Origin of the sequence: Brevundimonas sp. (genome assembly GCF_041919755.1) — a bacterium.
In the GTDB taxonomy this organism is placed as follows: Bacteria; Pseudomonadota; Alphaproteobacteria; order Caulobacterales; family Caulobacteraceae; genus Brevundimonas.
The window spans coordinates 21,254-38,032 of sequence record NZ_JAYRTD010000005.1 but is presented as its reverse complement, the minus strand read 5'-3'; the positions used below and the strand labels follow the sequence as shown (position 1 = coordinate 38,032).

Sequence of the window (16,779 nt, the reverse complement as noted above, 5' to 3'; positions counted from 1 at the left end):
CTTCCGCCGGCGGGCCTTCTATACGGAGCAATCACTCAGGCTGCGAAACGCCCGCCCTTGGTCGCATAGGCCTGGGTGCCACGCGTGATGACCGCATCGGTTGGCAGCACAGCGTCGATGGCGATGGTCTCGGCACCCTGCAAGCGATCGTAGATCGGGCCGAAGTCCTGAAGCGTCACGGCCTTCAACGCGTCGATACTGTCGATGACGAAATAGACCTGCTGGAAGTCGTCGATGCGATAGAGCGTCTTCATCACCCGCTCCAGATCGAACGCGAGGCGATTGGGTGAAGGGTCTTCCACCGCGAACACACTCTCCGTGGCCGAGGACACGATGCCGGCCCCGTAAATGCGAAGGCCGCCCTCTTCCCGTAGCAGCCCGAACTCGACCGTATACCAATACAGACGCGCCAGATTGGGCAGCATGCCCAGCGCCGCCGCCCGTTGCCCGCCCTTGCCGTAGGCTTCCATATAGTCAGCGAAATCCGGGTCCGTCAGCATGGGCACATGGCCGAACACATCATGGAAGATGTCCGGCTCCTGGAGGTAATCCAGCTGGTCCGGCTTGCGGATGAACTGACCCGACGGGAACCGGCGGTTGGCCAGGTGATCGAAGAAGACGTCGTCGGGCACCAGCCCGGGCACGCAGACGACGGTCCATCCGGTCAGGGCCTGCAGCTTGGGGTTCATCACTGCGAAATCAGGGATGCCACCGGTGTTCAGATCGAGCGCATCGAGGCCCTTCATGAAGACATCGGCGGCTCGCCCTGGCAGGATCTTCATCTGGCGGGCGTAGAGCGTGTCCCAGGTCTGATGCTCGACAGGCGTATAGGCCGCCCAGTCCTGAGGGATCGTCCAGTCAGGGGCCGCACCTTCCGGCGGGGTTTCGAACACATGGGCGAAATCGGACATGGAACTACTCCTGAAACAGGTGCCCGCAACCTAATCACAGGCACACCGCGACACCAGCGCCACCTGAACGATGCGGTTGCGTGAAACTCTGGCTTGGCGCGGAGCAATCGGCGGGCCTAGAGTGATCGGGACGGGTGCCGCGATGGACCACCCACTTTGAAAGATTCGGCCATGCCGGAGACCGACAACGCGCCCGGGCGCGGTCAGCGGTCCCAGCCCGGTCGCCCCAGCGGAGCGCGCGCCGGCAGCGGCGAGCGTCAAGGCGCGAGGGCATCGGGCCGTGAGGCGCCTCTTTACGCGGCGCTGGACCTTGGGACCAACAACTGTCGGCTGCTGATCGCGCGGCCGACGCGGGAAGGCTTTCGCGTCGTCGACAGCTTCAGCCGGATCGTGCGGCTGGGCGAAGGCCTGGGGCGCACTGGCCGGCTGGCCGACGCCGCCATGAACCGCGCCTATGAGGCCCTGAGCTTGTGCGCCGAGCGTGTGGCCAAAAAGGACATCGACCCCTCCAGGCTCATGGCCATAGCCACCCAGGCCTGTCGTCAGGCCGAGAACGGTGCGGCCTTCCTCGAGCGCGTGCGGATCGGCACGGGTCTGAAGCTCCGCATCATCGATCCGATCGAGGAAGCCCGCCTGGCGGTTCAGGGATGTCTCAACCTGTTCGACACAACCGCACAGGCCGTGCTGGTCGTCGATGTCGGCGGCGGTTCGACCGAGCTGAGCTGGCTAAAGAAAACGGGATCAGGCTTCGAACTGCTGGGCTGGATGTCGGCCCCCGTGGGGGTCGTCACCCTAGCCGAGCGACATCCGGAACCCGTCGGAGGAACATCGCAGGCCATGGACGCGTGGTACGAAGCCATGGTGGCTGACATGGCCCGCGCAATCGCCTCGGCACCGGTCGATCCGGCGTTACGGGAGCTTTTTGTCGCTGGCCGGGCCCATATGGTGGGAACGTCAGGCGCGATCACCAGCCTGGCCGGCATTCATCTCGGCCTCAGACGCTATCAGCGCAATCTGGTCGACGGCCTCTGGATGACTCGCAGTGATTGCGAGCGGGCGGCGCAGACGCTCAAGGATCTGGGCCCGGCCGGACGAGCGTCCGAGGCCTGCATCGGACCTGACCGGGCCGATCTGGTCCTGGCCGGGGCCGCGATCATGGAAGCGATACAGAGGGCCTGGCCGTCGGAGCGCGTCCGCGTCGCCGACAGAGGCCTGCGCGAAGGTCTGCTGCTACAGCGCATGCGCGAGGATCACCGACCGGCGCGGCGACGCCGCCGTCGTCGCCGCAGCATCGATCAGGTGGCCGGACCCGCGACCTGAACCGGCAGGGTGATGTCACAGACTGAAAAGTCCGCGCCGCGCGCGGCTCGTGTCTCGGCGACCAGCGCCTGAAATCGCGGTGAGGCGGTGTCCAGCACCTGAACCGATGGCCGATCGGCTTCCGGCAGGTCGGAGGCGACACGGACGCGGGTCATGCGGTCGGGCTCCGCGCCCACCATGCCGTTATCACCGTCGCCGACCTTGATCGCGCGGACCACATCCAGCCCCGACACCGTCATGCCCCAGACGGAATACCGCTTGTCCAGGGCAGGATAGGACTGACGCATCAGGAAGAACTGGCTGTTGGCGGTGTCGTTGCCCTCGTCGCGCGCCATGCCGGCGACGCCGGGGCAATACAGACCCCAGCCGTGCACCTTGCCGTCGCCGGTCAGGGCAAAGGCGGAATCGGGCTGGGTCTGGACCGGCAGAGAGCCGAGGAAGCCGACCAGGGCCCCGGACGGCGCGGCCACGGGCGTGAACGGCATGGCTGGGTCGCGGCGAAAGGTGAACTCGCCCTTCAGGTCGGGATAGGCGCTCTGGCCTTCGCCATTGCCCAGGGGATCGCCCGTCTGGGCCATGAACCAGTCGATCACCCGGTGCCAGGTCAGAGTGTCGTAGAAGCCATTGCGCGACAGCAGCCGCATCCGCTCGACATGCAGGGGCGCGACCTGAGGCATCAGCTCGACCAGGACCCGGCCCTTGGTCGTATCGATGACCAGCAGGTTCTCGGACGGGATCGCGCGCCATTCCGGGGCGGGCACAGTCGTTTCCGGCGTCGGTGCCGGCGGGGGTGGCGGAGGCCCCCCGACATCCTGGGACACAGCGGGACTGGCGATGACCAGCGCAGCGGTGACGATCAGTCCTGAAAGATGACCCATGCTCTCCCCCTCCCCCATCAAGCCTCAGCCGCCGACCAGTTGTGCCGGTGGCAGGGCGTCGCAAATCGTAAACCGCGTGCCCCGCGCTGTGCGACGTTCGGCGATCAGCGCGGCATAGGCCGGATGGGCGACATCCATCACCTGCACCGCAGGCCGCTCCGCCTCGGGCATCGCAGCCGCGGTCCGGACGCGGATCATGACATCGGGATCGGTCACGCGCCCGTTGGCGGCCTCAGGCCCGACCTTCAGCGCCGCCACGACCTCCTGTCCGACCAGCACCCGACCGAAGGGCGTATAGGCTCCGTTTAGATTGGCGCTTTCAGCCAAAGTCAGGAAGAACTGGCTGTTGGCGCTGTTCGGGTCGGTGTTGCGCGCCATGCCGGCGATCCCGGTACAGAACAGGCCGATGGCATCGGTTCGTCCGTCGGCATTGAACATCATCTGAGCATCGGGCTGGGTTTGCAGGGGCACGAACCCCATGATGCCGCGCGTTCCCGCCCCGCTTTCCGGCACGGTCACGAAGCCGGCGTCACGCCCGCGCCGGAACTGGAACTCGCCCGGTACGTCCGGCAGGTCGCTGCTACCCGCACCTGTGCCAAGCGGATCGCCGGTCTGGGCCATAAAGCCGGCCATGACCCGATGCCACGCCAGACCGTCATAGAAGCCACGATCGGCCAGGGTCCGGATACGCTCGACCGACTGAGGGGCCAGCCGCGGATCCAGTCCAACCAGAATGCGCCCCTTGTTGGTGTCGATGACCAGCAGGTTCTCTGGCGCGATCGTCGAGGTCGCATCGGCGGGGATCGGAGTCGCGGCGACCGTCGGCGCAGGAGCCGCAGCGCTCTGTGCTCCTACCGGACCGGCGAGCAGGGTCGCGCCACACAGAGCGGACGCCATCACAAGATTGAACTGCATCGAGGTTTTCATACGCCTGTCTTCACCTTGGCCCGCACCGCCTCGGCGACCGTGGGGCTTACGAAACTGTCGATCGCACCGTCCAGTCGGGCGATTTCCTTGACCAGGCGCGAGGCGATAGCCTGGTGCCGGGGATCGGCCATCAGAAAGACGGTCTCGATGTCGGCATTGAGGCGCTGGTTCATCGCCGTCATCTGAAACTCGTACTCGAAATCGGCCACGGCGCGCAGACCCCGCACGATAATGCTGGCATCCAGTTCCTCGGCGAAATGCATCAGCAGACTGGAAAAGGGCCTGACCTCGATCTTGTCGCCGAACTGGGCGACTTCGCGCCTGACCATCTCGACCCGCTCGGCCGTGGAGAACAGGGGGCCCTTTTCGTCGTTCTGGGCCACGCCGATCACCAGACGATCGACCAGTTTCACGGCCCGGCCGATGATGTCCATATGGCCATTGGTGACCGGATCGAATGTGCCCGGATACAAGCCGATCTGCATGATGTCCCCCTGCCTTTCCCGAGGTTTAGCAGGTGCCACAGGCGCGGCCTAGATCGTCTGCGGCGGCTGTGAAAGCCATGTCTCGGTCAGTCGGTCGATCAAGGCTGGATCGGGCTCAAACGTTCGGTCGCCGATGGCGGCGATCGACGCGGCGGGCGTTGCGCTGTTGCAGATGAAGGCGGCACTGAAATCCGAAAGGTCGGCCACCGTGACCGGTCGAGTCGTCTGGGCGATGCCCTGCGCACGCAGACCCTCCGACAACAGCGCCTGGGTCACGCCCGCCAGCATGGGAGCTTCGGGCCAGACGATGGTGTCACCGGACAAAAAGCCGATGTTCCAGAGCGACCCTTCAGAAATCCGCCCGTCGCGGCCCACGAAAAGCGCGTCGTCGAAGCCCGCCGCCTTGGCGGCCCGGCGCGCCCGCAGCAGACCAAGGGTGGCGACATGTTTCAGGTGCGGAGCTTCACGCTCATAGGTCCGAAGCTGAAGACGGACTGCGCCTCCGAGAGCTGACGGCGGATCGAAAACCCCGACCATCACGCGCGGCGCGCCTTCTGCCGTAGGGTCGCGGTTGGACAGCGCATCGGAGAACAGGCTGACCCGCAGCCAGGCGTCCTGGCGCGGGCCAATGGCGGCGCGCATCAAGGCACGCAGTCGCCCATCCCCCACCACCTGACCAAACAGTTCGACGGCGGCGCTCTCCAGACGCTCCAGATGCAGGTCGAGACCACGCACACCGCCGCTTTCTACGCGGAAGGAGGTGTAGGCCCCGTAGTTCACGAGGGCCTGGTGCCTGAGGTCGGCCTCGGTGGCGGGGGAGCCGTCGACCAACAGCTTGACCATCGTCACCCGCTCCCGCCGAGAGGACGATCAGCCCTCACCGCCCTCGCCGCCATCCCCTTCGACCTCGCCCCCCCCACTGTCGGGCAGGCGTTCGACCGAGACGACCTTCTCGCCGCCGCTTGTCTTGAAGATGGTGACGCCCTGGCTGGCGCGACCGACGACGCGGACCTGATCCACGCGGGTGCGGATCATCTGCCCACCCGAAGTGACCAGCAGCAGATCGTCGCTCTCCTCGACCGGGAAGGCCGCGGCCAGACGCGTACCCGCGCGTCCGCCCAGCCCGTGGGCCGTCAGCCCCTTCCCGCCCCGTCCGGTGCGACGATACTCATAGGCCGACGAGCGTTTGCCGAAGCCGGTATCGGTGACCGTCAGGATGAACTGTTCGGCGGCCCCCAGTTCGGCGATCCGCTCGACCGACAGAACGGCGTCGGCGGACACCTCCTCGCCTTCCTCGTCCGACGCAGCGACAGTCGGCTCGTCCTCGCCCTCACCCGTCGCGGCGCGACGCATGGCATTGGCGTGACGAACATAGGCGGCCCGTTCCTCGGGCGTCGCATCGACCCGACCTAGGATAGCCATGGAGATGACCTCATCGCCCGCGGCCAGGCGTACGCCGCGTACGCCGGTGGAATCGCGGCCCTTGAAGACGCGCACGTCATCGGCCTTGAAGCGGATGGCCTGACCCAGTGCCGTGGTCAGCAGCACATCGTCGTCCGCCGTGCACAGGGCGACACCGACCATATGGTCGCCCTCCTCCAGCTTCATGGCGATCTTGCCGGCCCGGTTCACCGTGGCGAAGTCCGACAGCTTGTTCCGCCGGACGTCGCCCGAGGCCGTCGCGAACATGATGTCGTAGTTGTCCCACTCGCGCTCGTCCTCCGGCAGAGGCAGAACGTTCATGATGCTGTCGCCCGGCTCGATCGGCAGCAGGTTGACAAAAGCCTTGCCGCGCGACGTCGGATTGCCCAGCGGCAGGCGCCAGGTCTTCAGCTTGTAGGCCTTGCCGTTGGTGGCGAAGAACAGAACCGGCGTGTGGGTCGAGGCGGAGAAGACGCCCGTGATGGCATCCTCATCCTTCATCGTCATGCCGGACTTGCCCTTGCCGCCGCGATGCTGGGTCCGATAGGCGTTCAGCGCCACGCGCTTGACGTAGCCGCCGTGTGTGACGGTCACGACCATATCCTCGCGCGGGATCAGGTCCTCGTCTTCCAGTTCGAAATCGCCATCGCCGATCAGGGTCCGGCGCGGCACGGCAAACTCGGCCTTCACCGCCAGCAGGTCCTCGCGGATGATGGTCAGGACGTTGGCCCGATCCGAAAGGATGGTCAGGTGGCCCTGGATGGTATCGGCCAGTCCCCTCGCCTCGCCGAAGATGTCGTCGCGGCCCAGACCGGTCAGGCGGCTGAGCGTCAGGCCCAGTATGGCGCGCGCCTGTTCGTCGGTCAGGTTCAGCTTGTCGCCGTCGATCAGCATGGAGCGCGGATCGGCGATCAGCTCGACCAGGGCGATCATGTCGCCGACGGGCCAGGACTTGGCCTGCAGCCGCTCGCGCGCTTCCGACGGATCGGCCGAGGAGCGGATAATGTGGATGACCTCGTCGATATTGGCGACGGCGACGGCCAGACCGACCAGCACGTGGCCGCGGTCGCGGGCCTTGGCCAGTTCGAACTTGACCCGGCGGATGACCACCTCTTCCCGGAAGTCCAGGAAAACGTCCAGCAGCTTGCGCAGGCCCATCTGTTCGGGCCGCCCATGGTTCAGCGCCAGCATGTTGACGCCGAACGACGACTGCATGGCGGTGAAGCGCCAAAGCTGGTTCAGGACCACGTCGCCCGAGGCGTCGCGCTTCAGCTCGATGACCATGCGCATGCCGTCGCGGTCGGACTCGTCGCGGACGTCGCTGATGCCCTCGATCCGCTTTTCGCGGACCATTTCGACGATGCGCTCGATCAAGGTTTGTTTGTTGACCTGGAACGGCAGTTCAGTGACCACGATGGCTTCGCGGTCCTTGCGGATCGTCTCTATCGTGGCCTTGCCGCGCACGATGACCGAGCCACGCCCCTCGCGCAGGGCATTGCGGGGTGCGGTCCGGCCCATGATCTCGCCGCCGGTCGGGAAGTCGGGACCGGGCACGATGTCCAGCAGCGCCTCATCCCCCAGGTTAGGGTCGTCCAGTAGGGCCACGCAGGCGTCGATCACCTCGCCCAGATTGTGCGGCGGAATGTTGGTCGCCATGCCCACGGCGATGCCGCCCGCGCCATTGACCAAAAGGTTAGGGATTCGCGCCGGCAGGACAACCGGCTCCAGCTCCTTCTCGTCGTAGTTCGGCTGGAAATCGACGGTGTCCTTGTCGATGTCGGTCAAAAGGGCCTGAGCCGCCGGGGCCATCCGGGCCTCGGTGTAACGCATGGAGGCCGGCATATCGCCGTCGACAGAGCCGAAGTTGCCCTGGCCGTCGACCAGCATCAGACCCATCGAGAACGGCTGGGCCATGCGGACCAGGGCCATATAAACCGAGGCGTCGCCGTGCGGGTGGAATCGGCCCAGCACGTCACCGACCACGCGGGCGCATTTCGAATAGGCGCGGTCGGGTGACATTTTAAGATCGTGCATCGAATACAGGATGCGGCGATGCACGGGCTTCAACCCATCGCGCGCGTCCGGCAGGGCCCGGGACACGATCACGCTCATGGCGTAGTCGAGGTAGGAGCGCCTCAGCTCGTCCTCGATCGTGATGGTCGAAATGTCACTGCCGCCCGATGGGGGTGCGGCATTGGTATAGCTGTCGTCGGTCAAGGAAATCGGGCTTTAAATGGCCGGAATCGGAACGTGATCCGCTACCGCGTTTTCTAGCAGTCTGGCCCGCCCAAGGCAAAGTCGCCGCGACCGGGCATTCGTTCAATGCACAAGGATTTTTGCCCATGCGCCTGCCCCTGATCGCCGCCGGACTGTTGAGCCTTCCGATGATCGCCTGCGCCCAATCGCAAGATATGGCACAGCACGCCGGTCACGCTATGAATCACGGCGCAACGCGGGCGACCGTAGGCGCGACCGCCCAGGCTCCGCTGATGAATGCCCAAGGCGCGTCCGCCGGCACGACGACCTTCCGTCAGGGCCCGACCGGCGTCCTGATCCGGGTCGAGGCCAGCGGCCTGACGCCCGGCTGGCACGGGCTGCACCTGCATGCGGTGGGTCAGTGCGAGGGCCCGGGGTTCCAGTCTGCGGGCGGTCACGTCCAGCACAGCGCCGAGGCCAAGCCACATGGCCTCCTGAACCAGGACGGCGATGACGCCGGCGATCTGCCTAATCTGTACGTGGGTGCCGACGGGCGCGGCATGGCCGAGGTCTTTACGACCACGGCCGCCCTCGTCGAAGGCGGCCCGGGCCAGTACCTGCTGGACGCCGACGGCTCCAGCATCATGATCCACGCCCAGCCCGACGACTATGTCAGCCAGCCGATCGGCGGATCGGGTGCGCGGGTGGCCTGCGGTATCGTCAACGGCGGCTGACGGCTTGATCCCACCGTCCCGTCACTCGCTGACGGGGCGGGTCAGGTCGAATTCCACACGGAAGTGACGGTTGGCCCGGCGCAACTCATAGGCATAAATCCGCCCGGGATGGACCTCGACGGCCCAGACGTTGGTGGTCGAGACGGCGGCATTCCCGGCGTTGAATAGTTCGACCGAGAAATCATCGACAGGAAATTCCTGACGATTGTTGGTTCCCATCCTGGTCGTGTCGCCACCATACCAATGCAGGCCGTCGGGATTGCCCTGCGGGTCACGGTGGTCGTGCTTCAGCGTCAGGCCACCGTCCTCGTTACGGCTGATGACCCAAGTGCGGGATCGGTCCTCGCCGACCCAGAATGGGATGCGGACTTCCTCGGCGGAACAGTCGCGCACATGCATCAGCAGACGCTGGCTGGCGAAATCGGCGTCGGCCGCGTCATTTGTCACGACCCGCCCGACGAATCGCTGGCCGCATAGCGCATTGAGATTGGCCATGAAGGCGGTCTGCTGAGCCGCAGGCCTGGGCGCGGTCACACAGGCGGAGAGTGCCATCAGTGTGATGGCGGCAAGAGCGATCTGTTTCATCGGCGAACCCTAGCCGTGAGGCTCCAGATCGCCTAATCGCGGCCAATGCAGGTCGCTGCGCAATCCGCGTTGACTTCCGGGCGCGCCTGAGTATGTTCCGCGCCTCCTATTTTAGCGGCTTTCGCCGTCGCAGAGGTAATTTCGATGGCCAAGCCAGCTTCAATCAAGATCCGCCTGAACTCGACCGCCGACACCGGCTTCTTTTACGTCACCAAGAAGAATGCCCGCACCATGACGGAAAAAATGGTCGTCAAGAAATACGATCCCGTCGCGCGCAAGCACGTCGAGTTCAAGGAAGGCAAGATCAAGTAAGCACTTGATCCTGATCCCATTGAAAGCGCCCGGTCGAAAGGCCGGGCGTTTTTCGTTGGTCGGCGCACTGCCGACGCATATTAGGCTTGCGCCATGAACGACGCCGAACGCGACCCGAAGGCCACCGCCGAAGGGCCAGCGAGCGAGACACCCATCCAGAAGGCCCTGCGGCTGAAGCAGGCGACCATCAACGCCAGACCGACCCCACCCAAAGGCGGCAAGTTTCAGCGCGAGCAGGCTGCGCGGATCGCCGCGGGCAAGTCCAAGCCCTGGATGAGCCGTTAGGCGGCCCGCGCGATCACCTGGTCGCGCCCCCGGGCCTTGGCTTCGTACACGCCTTGATCGGCCCGCTTCAGCAAAGCATCGGGGCTGTCATGGGCGTCACCACTGGCCGAGACGCCGATCGACACCGTCACAGTCAGGGATTCGGCTCCGCCCATGATCGGAAAGGGCTGGCTGGCCACATCGCGGCGGATGCGGTCGGCGACGCGCGCCGCAGCCTCCAGCGAGGCTCCCGGCATGATGACCACGAACTCCTCCCCGCCCAGCCGGCAGGGCAGGTCGATGGCCCGGACATTGGTGGCCAGGCGGACGGCGAATTCCTGCAGCACTTCGTCGCCGGCGTCATGGCCGAAGCTGTCGTTGACGACCTTGAAGTGGTCGATGTCCAGCATCAGCACCGCGACCCCCTCCCCGCCCTGGGCCGAACGCACCATCATGGCGTCCAGCTGGCCGGTCATGTAGCGGCGATTGTGCAGGCCGGTCAGGGCGTCGGTGACGGCCATCTCAAGGCTGTAATCCAGCTTTTCCTTCAGGAAGTCGGTATAGCGCTTGCGGCGCACCTGGGTGCGGGTGCGGGCCGACAGCTCTTCGGGATCAACCGGCTTGGGCAGAATGTCGTTGACGCCCAGCTCAAGCGCCTTGACCAGCCGTGGCCGGTCGGCGGGATCGACCACGGCCAGCACGGGCACGCGGCGCGACGCCTCGGTCGAGCGTACCTGGGCCACGAACCGCAGTCCGTCGAACTCTGCCGCCGAGACATTGACGATCATCAGGTCGATGGGCCCGCGCGCAGCGATCAGGGCGGCGGCCGTGTCGCGCTCGACCACCGGACGATGCTCCTGCGACAGCTGTTCCACCATCCTTTCGGCCTGGACCGTGCTGTCGTCGACGATCAGGATACGTCCGCCCGAGCCGCGCAGGCGTCCGGCGCCACCGGTATCGACGCCCATGCGGCGACCGCTCTCCTCGCGCTCCCGCAACTCGTCCATCACGGACTTCAGCCGAACCAGGGATTTGACGCGGGCGAACAGGATCAGGTCGTCGATCGGCTTGGTGACGAAGTCGTCGGCCCCGGCCTCCAGCCCCTTGATCTTGTCCTCGCGCCCGTCCAGCGCCGTCACCAGCACCACTGGAATATGGCGGGTCACCGGATCGGCCTTCAATCGACGACAGGTCTCGAACCCGTCCATGCCCGGCATCATGACGTCCAGCAGGATGATGTCCGGACGCTCTTCGCCCGCGATCTGCAGCGCCGTTGCGCCATCCATGGCGGTCAGCACCTCATAATATTCCAGCGTCAGCTTGGCCTCGAGAAGCCTGACGTTGGTCTCCAGATCATCGACGACGAGGATACGTGCGGTCATCGCCCTATCCCAGGTGCTTTCGCACGACGTCGAGGAAATGCATCACCGAGATCGGCTTGGAGATATAGGCCTCGCAACCGCCCTGACGGATGCGCTCCTCGTCGCCTTTCATGGCGAAGGCCGTGACGGCGATGACCGGGATATGGCTCAGTTCCTCGTCGTCCTTCAGCCATTTGGTGACTTCCAGACCACTGATTTCCGGCAGCTGGATATCCATCAGGATCAGATCCGGAAGATGTTCGCGCGCCAACGCCAGCGCCTGCAAGCCCTCGCGGGTTTGCAGCGTCTGGTAGCCCTGCGAGTCGAGCAGATCATGAAACAGCTTCATGTTCAGCTCGTTATCCTCGACGATGAGGACGGTCTTGGACATCGGCACCCGGTCTTTTCCGCTTCAGCCTTGAAGCGTATCTGCGCGAAGCGACAACTTCGCCGTCTTCGCGTGCACACTGTCACGGCGTCTCTTAAGTTGGGGTGAAGCCGTCCCATCACCCGACACAAGGCCGTCACCCTTCCGCATGAAATCCCTCTGTCGCGACTGTCTGTGGAGTTCTTCCGAAATCGTCACGCGATGTGAAGCCTGCCTGTCGCGGCGTGTGATCGCGCACCCTGAGCTGGACCGGCTGACCATCGCCCATCTGGACTGCGACGCCTTCTACGCCTCGGTGGAAAAGCGCGACCGGCCGGAGTTGCGCGACAAACCCGTCATCGTCGGCGGCGGCCGACGCGGCGTCGTTTCCACCGCCTGCTATGTCGCGCGCCAGTATGGCGTCGGCAGCGCCATGCCGATGTTCAGGGCGCTGAAAGCTTGCCCCGACGCCGTCGTCATCAAGCCGGACTTTCGAAAATACGTGCATGAGAGCGAGCGCATCCTGGGCACCCTGGCCCGACTGACCCCCCTGATCCAGACGCTCTCGCTGGACGAGGCCTGGGTCGATCTGGCGGGCACCGAGCGGCTGAATGGCGGACCACCGGTCTTGCAATTGGTGCGAGCCCAGAACGAGATCGAGCGCGAGACCGGGCTGACAGTCTCCATTGGCCTCGCCCCCAACCGCTTCCTGGCCAAGATCGCCTCGGAGCTGGACAAGCCACGCGGATTTTCCGTGATCGGATCGGACGCTCAGGCCCTGCTGGCACGCCGGTCGGTCAAGGTCCTGCCGGGCGTCGGGCCGGTGTTCCTGAAGACGCTGCAGAGCGACGGCTATGCCACCGTCGGCGACCTGGCCGCCGCCGATCCGCGCGATCTGATCAAACGCTATGGCGAAACCGGCTTTCGCCTACACGAACTGGCCCACGGCCGCGATGCCCGCACGGTCAATCCCGAGCGCGACCGCAAGGGAATGAGCGCGGAAAACACCTTCAATGAGGATCTGACCAGCGCTTCCGATCTGGAGGCCGAGCTGTGGCCGCTTTGCGAGAAACTGGCGTCCAAGGCCCGGCGCGATGGCGTGGCCAGCCGGGTCATCGTGCTGAAGCTGCGGCGGACGGATTTCAAGATCGTGACGCGGCGCGTCAGCCTGCCCGAACCCGTCCAGACCGCACGCGCCCTGTTCGCCGCCGGGCGGGAGCTGATGGCCCCCGAACTCGGTCGCCCCTACCGCCTGATCGGCATCGGCATGGCCGAGATCGTGGATGCCGTCGATACGCCCGTACTGTTCGAAACCTCCGAGACGCGGGCGCTGAAAACCGAGACCGCCATCGATGCCCTGCGCGCCAAATTCGGCCAGGGAGCGGTCATCGCGGGACGCGCCCTTCCCGGCAAGACGCCCGCACGCTAAACCGCCCGCATAGTCCTCAAGGAGCCCTGCCCCATGACCGTCGCCGCCCGCCTGGCCGAACTGAACATCACCCTGCCCGAGCCCGCCAAAGCCGTGGCCAACTATGTCGGCTGGGTCCGCACGGGCAATCTGGTCCACATCTCGGGCCAGCTGTCGAACGACGCCTCGGGCGGCATCAAGGGCACGGTCGGCGACGACGTCAGCCCGGAACAGGCCCTGGCCGCCGCGCGCCTGTGCGGCATCAACCTGCTGGCACAGCTCAGCGACGCCTTGGACGGTGATCTGGAGCGTGTCGTGCGGGTCGTGAAGCTGGGCGGCTTCGTCCAGGCCGCCGGCGACTTCACCGCCATTCCCGCCGTCATCAACGGCTGTTCGGACCTGATGGTCGAGGTGTTCGGCGACAAGGGCCGCCACGCCCGCGCCGCCGTCGGTGTCTATCGCCTGCCCCTCGGCTTCGCCGTCGAGGTCGATGCCATCATCGAGGTGCAGTGACCTTCCACATCACGGTTCACGATCGGGTCGCCGACATCGGCAAGGCCGAATGGGACGGCTGTGCCGGGCCCAGCGGCGACCCCTTCCTGTCCTATGATTTTCTCGACGCCTGCGAGGCCTCGGGCAGTGCGGTGCCGCGTCAGGGCTGGGCCGGACGTCACCTGTGCCTGCGCGACGACCAGCGGCGTGTGACCGGCGTCATGCCTCTCTGGCTCAAGGGCCACAGCCAGGGCGAATACGTCTTCGACCACAGCTGGGCCGACGCCTATGAACGGGCGGGCGGCCAGTATTACCCAAAACTGCTGGGGGCCGTCCCCTTCACGCCCGTGACCGGTCCGCGCTTCCTGGCCCACCCCTTCGCCGACGAAACCACGGTGCGCCTCGCCCTGCTGCAGGGTGCGACGGCCCTGGTCGAGCGGCTAGGCGTCTCCTCACTTCACATCAACTTCCCGACCGAGGGCGACTGGCGGGCCATGGGTGAAGCCGGCCTGCTACTGCGCGAGGACATGCAATATGTCTGGCGCAACGCAGGCTACCGCACCTTTGACGACTTTCTATCGGCCCTGTCGTCCAATCGACGCAAAACCATCCGGCGCGAACGCCGCGACGCCCAGGCCGGGCTGGACATCTCCGTGTTGACCGGAAGGGACATCGAGCCTGCACACTGGGACGCCTTCTTCGCCTTCTACATGGACACCGGCAGCCGCAAATGGGGACGCCCCTATCTCACGCGGGACTTCTTCGACCGCATCGGTGCGACCATGGCCGACCGCATCGCCCTGGTCATGGCCTTCCGGGACGGCGTGCCGATCGCCGGGGCCCTGAACTTTATCGGTGACGAGGCGCTCTATGGCCGCCAGTGGGGCGCGCTGGACGAGGTGCCCTTCCTCCATTTCGAACTCTGCTACTATCAGGCCATAGAGTTCGCCATCGCGCGGAGGCTGTCGCGGGTCGAGGCGGGGGCGCAGGGCGAGCACAAGATCGCTCGTGGCTATCTGCCCTCCCCCGTCTATTCGGCCCACTGGATCGCAGACCCGGCCCTGCGCGAGCCGGTGGCGCGTTATCTGGACGGCGAACGTCCCTCCGTCGAGGCCGAGATAGCCTCCATGACTGAAGACCTTTCGCCGTTCAGGAGGACCTGAATCAGTCCACGCGCCGGCGGCGGTCGTCACCACCGATGAACCATCCCGCGATCCAGCTGACCACGCCGGTCACGATGGCCGCGCCGATGCCGGCCCACAGACCATCGACCACGAAGCCTTCCAGCAACATGGCGACCAGTCCGATCACGGCGGCATTCACGACCAGAAGGAACAGGCCGAAGGTGATGATGGTCAACGGAAAGGTCAGGATGGTCAGGATCGGCCGCACCACCGCATTGGCGACCCCCAGCAGCAGGGCCGCGATCAGCAGTGTCGTGGTTGAAGCCACCGCCACACCCGGCACGACCTGGGCCGCCAGCCATAGGGCCAGGGCGGTCACGGCGAACTGGATGATGAAACGCAGCATGGCAAAGTCTCCAGTCAGAACCTTGACCATAACGCGAACCGCTTGATCCGGCTCCCTTCATTCGCAACGATGGGTCAGGAGATTTCGATGACCCTTCACGCGCCCTACGATCCCGACAACATCTTCGCCAAGATCCTGCGCGGGGACATTCCGTCCGTGAAGGTGTGGGAGGACGAGCACGTCTTGGCCTTCATGGATGTGTTCCCTCAGTCCGAGGGCCACGTCCTGGTCATCGCCAAGCAGTCGACGGCCCGCAATCTGCTGGAAATCGAGCCGGACGTTCTGGCTCAGGTCATCGCCGCGACCCAGCGCACGGCGCGGGCGGTCGAAAAGGCGCTAAAACCGGAGGGCTTCCAGATCCTGCAGTTCAATGGGGAGGCCGGCGGCCAGACCGTCTTCCATCTGCACTTCCACATCGTGCCGCGCTGGGCCGACCGACCGATGAAGGGCCATGGCCATGCACCGATGGCGGATACGGCGGTTCTTCGGTCACTGGCCGAACGGATCGCAGCGGAACTCGAGCCGCTCAAGTGAACCGGATGGCCGGTCCCGGGTTCGGAGAGCCCGTACCGACGTTCGCCACGCCGGGGGTCAGCAATCCACGATACGTCTTCGACACGGCGGCGGGACGCTACCTTCTGTTGGCGATCGTCCATGCAGGACCGGCTGTCGAGGCTGCGGTCCGTACCCTCCAACTGCGGCGCAGGATGCTCGATGACGTCCACGCCAGCGCTTTCATCCTGATCGTCGGAGCCGACGCGAGGCGTCACAGCCGCAGCGATGAACTGCCGGGTCTGCGTTTTCTCTTCGACAACGACGGGGCAATAGCCGCGCGTTATGGGGCCACCGAGAGGGACCGATGGTTCCTGATCGATCCCGCCCTGCACGTGCTGTCCGCCGTTGATGCAGATCAGGCCGAGCGGATGATCGAGCGGCTGGCCCAGCTCCCGCCGCCAGCCCGTCATTCTGGCTCGGACGGATTGGCACCGGTTCTGATCACTCCCCGCATTTTCGAGCCAGCGTTCTGCGAAGCACTGATCGCCCTCTATCGTGACAAGGGCGGAGAAACCTCGGGCTTCATGAGGGAAATCGACGGGGTGACCACGCTGATGGTCGATGACAATCACAAGCGTCGCAGTGACGTCATCGTCGAGAAAGAACCGCTCCAGAAGCAGATCATGGCCCGGCTGCACAAACGGTTGGTGCCGCAGATCGTCAAGGCTTTCAACTTTGAGCCGACCCGGATCGAACGCTATCTGGTCGCGCGCTATGATGCCGAAACCGGTGGCTTCTTTCGCCCGCACAGAGACAATACGACCCGTGGCACGGCGCATCGGCGATTTGCCGTCTCGATCAATCTGAATGCCGATTACGACGGCGGCGATCTGCGGTTCCCGGAATTTGGCGACCGGACCTATCACCCGCCGCCGGGCGGAGCCTGTGTGTTTTCCTGCTCGATCCTGCACGAGGCGACGCCGGTGACCCGGGGCGAACGGTTCGCCTTCCTGCCCTTTCTCTATGATGAGGCGGCAGCAGCGATCCGTCAGGCCAATCTGAGGTATCTGGACCCGGCCCTGACGGCCTGAC

Annotated in this window: 19 protein-coding genes; 9 read left to right on the top strand and 10 right to left on the bottom strand. The window is 65.4% G+C overall.

Annotated features, from left to right (window positions below):
• Positions 1–35 precede the first annotated feature (35 nt).
• Positions 36–911, bottom strand: a complete 876-nt coding sequence (phhA, locus tag ACE3TH_RS07970) for a phenylalanine 4-monooxygenase (RefSeq protein WP_374599007.1) — start codon at positions 909–911, stop codon at positions 36–38.
• 171 nt (positions 912–1,082) lie between these two features.
• Here phhA and ACE3TH_RS07965 point away from each other — a divergent pair, with 171 nt between their 5' ends.
• Positions 1,083–2,231, top strand: a complete 1,149-nt coding sequence (locus ACE3TH_RS07965) for a Ppx/GppA phosphatase family protein (protein WP_374599005.1) — start codon at positions 1,083–1,085, stop codon at positions 2,229–2,231.
• On the opposite strand, the gene ACE3TH_RS07960 is transcribed toward ACE3TH_RS07965, so the two are convergent.
• From ACE3TH_RS07960 to gyrA, 5 genes are read right to left on the bottom strand one after another with little or no spacing between them, the layout of a single operon-like run.
• On the bottom strand, positions 2,207–3,109 hold the full coding sequence (locus ACE3TH_RS07960; protein WP_374599003.1) for a peptidylprolyl isomerase: 903 nt from the start codon (positions 3,107–3,109) through the stop codon (positions 2,207–2,209). The genes ACE3TH_RS07965 and ACE3TH_RS07960 overlap by 25 nt on opposite strands.
• Positions 3,110–3,133: 24 nt before the next feature.
• Positions 3,134–4,036, bottom strand: coding sequence for a peptidylprolyl isomerase (locus tag ACE3TH_RS07955; RefSeq protein WP_374599001.1), 903 nt, complete (start codon positions 4,034–4,036; stop codon positions 3,134–3,136).
• Positions 4,033–4,521 carry a pantetheine-phosphate adenylyltransferase gene (coaD, locus tag ACE3TH_RS07950; protein ID WP_374598999.1) on the bottom strand — a complete coding sequence of 163 codons (489 nt, stop codon included), beginning with the start codon at positions 4,519–4,521 and terminating at the stop codon, positions 4,033–4,035. Before coaD ends, ACE3TH_RS07955 begins: the two co-directional genes overlap by 4 nt.
• A 48-nt stretch (positions 4,522–4,569) precedes the next feature.
• Positions 4,570–5,364 (bottom strand): aminotransferase class IV, encoded by a 795-nt coding sequence (locus ACE3TH_RS07945; RefSeq protein WP_374598997.1) that lies wholly within the window; start codon positions 5,362–5,364, stop codon positions 4,570–4,572.
• 27 nt (positions 5,365–5,391) lie between these two features.
• Complete coding sequence (gene gyrA / locus ACE3TH_RS07940; protein ID WP_374598995.1) at positions 5,392–8,160, bottom strand: DNA gyrase subunit A; 2,769 nt, start codon at positions 8,158–8,160, stop codon at positions 5,392–5,394.
• A gap of 125 nt (positions 8,161–8,285) precedes the next feature.
• Here gyrA and ACE3TH_RS07935 point away from each other — a divergent pair, with 125 nt between their 5' ends.
• Positions 8,286–8,873, top strand: coding sequence for a superoxide dismutase family protein (locus tag ACE3TH_RS07935; RefSeq protein ID WP_374598993.1), 588 nt, complete (start codon positions 8,286–8,288; stop codon positions 8,871–8,873).
• 21 nt (positions 8,874–8,894) lie between these two features.
• On the opposite strand, the gene ACE3TH_RS07930 is transcribed toward ACE3TH_RS07935, so the two are convergent.
• Positions 8,895–9,458, bottom strand: coding sequence for a hypothetical protein (locus tag ACE3TH_RS07930; RefSeq protein WP_374598991.1), 564 nt, complete (start codon positions 9,456–9,458; stop codon positions 8,895–8,897).
• 144 nt (positions 9,459–9,602) lie between these two features.
• Here ACE3TH_RS07930 and rpmG point away from each other — a divergent pair, with 144 nt between their 5' ends.
• Together rpmG and ACE3TH_RS07920 are read left to right on the top strand one after the other, a co-directional pair.
• Positions 9,603–9,770: a 50S ribosomal protein L33 gene (rpmG, locus tag ACE3TH_RS07925; RefSeq protein WP_181543575.1), complete on the top strand. Its 168-nt coding sequence runs from the start codon at positions 9,603–9,605 to the stop codon at positions 9,768–9,770.
• 93 nt (positions 9,771–9,863) lie between these two features.
• Positions 9,864–10,055: a hypothetical protein gene (locus tag ACE3TH_RS07920; protein WP_374598989.1), complete on the top strand. Its 192-nt coding sequence runs from the start codon at positions 9,864–9,866 to the stop codon at positions 10,053–10,055.
• On the opposite strand, the gene ACE3TH_RS07915 is transcribed toward ACE3TH_RS07920, so the two are convergent.
• Positions 10,052–11,416, bottom strand: coding sequence for a PleD family two-component system response regulator (locus ACE3TH_RS07915; protein WP_292172381.1), 1,365 nt, complete (start codon positions 11,414–11,416; stop codon positions 10,052–10,054). The two genes, ACE3TH_RS07920 and ACE3TH_RS07915, sit on opposite strands and share 4 nt — an antisense overlap.
• A 4-nt stretch (positions 11,417–11,420) precedes the next feature.
• A complete protein-coding gene (locus ACE3TH_RS07910) occupies positions 11,421–11,786 on the bottom strand; it encodes a response regulator (protein WP_374598987.1) in 366 nt (121 codons plus the stop codon).
• Between the two features lie 145 nt (positions 11,787–11,931).
• Between ACE3TH_RS07910 and ACE3TH_RS07905 the strand changes: the two genes are divergently transcribed.
• From ACE3TH_RS07905 to ACE3TH_RS07895, 3 genes are read left to right on the top strand one after another with little or no spacing between them, the layout of a single operon-like run.
• Complete coding sequence (locus ACE3TH_RS07905; RefSeq protein ID WP_374598985.1) at positions 11,932–13,191, top strand: DNA polymerase IV; 1,260 nt, start codon at positions 11,932–11,934, stop codon at positions 13,189–13,191.
• A gap of 33 nt (positions 13,192–13,224) precedes the next feature.
• Positions 13,225–13,683, top strand: a complete 459-nt coding sequence (locus ACE3TH_RS07900; protein WP_374598983.1) for a RidA family protein — start codon at positions 13,225–13,227, stop codon at positions 13,681–13,683.
• Positions 13,680–14,825 (top strand): GNAT family N-acetyltransferase, encoded by a 1,146-nt coding sequence (locus ACE3TH_RS07895; RefSeq protein ID WP_374598981.1) that lies wholly within the window; start codon positions 13,680–13,682, stop codon positions 14,823–14,825. The genes ACE3TH_RS07900 and ACE3TH_RS07895 overlap by 4 nt, the downstream gene beginning before the upstream one ends.
• Position 14,826: 1 nt before the next feature.
• Here the strand turns inward: ACE3TH_RS07895 and ACE3TH_RS07890 are convergent, their stop codons facing one another.
• The gene (locus ACE3TH_RS07890; protein WP_374598979.1) at positions 14,827–15,192 is read right to left on the bottom strand and encodes a phage holin family protein; all 366 of its coding nucleotides are present in this window, start codon (positions 15,190–15,192) and stop codon (positions 14,827–14,829) included.
• A gap of 87 nt (positions 15,193–15,279) precedes the next feature.
• Here ACE3TH_RS07890 and ACE3TH_RS07885 point away from each other — a divergent pair, with 87 nt between their 5' ends.
• Both ACE3TH_RS07885 and ACE3TH_RS07880 read left to right on the top strand, forming a co-directional pair.
• Positions 15,280–15,726 (top strand): HIT family protein, encoded by a 447-nt coding sequence (locus ACE3TH_RS07885; protein ID WP_374598977.1) that lies wholly within the window; start codon positions 15,280–15,282, stop codon positions 15,724–15,726.
• A 5-nt stretch (positions 15,727–15,731) separates the two neighbouring features.
• Positions 15,732–16,778: a 2OG-Fe(II) oxygenase gene (locus tag ACE3TH_RS07880; RefSeq protein WP_374598974.1), complete on the top strand. Its 1,047-nt coding sequence runs from the start codon at positions 15,732–15,734 to the stop codon at positions 16,776–16,778.
• Position 16,779 lies beyond the last annotated feature (1 nt).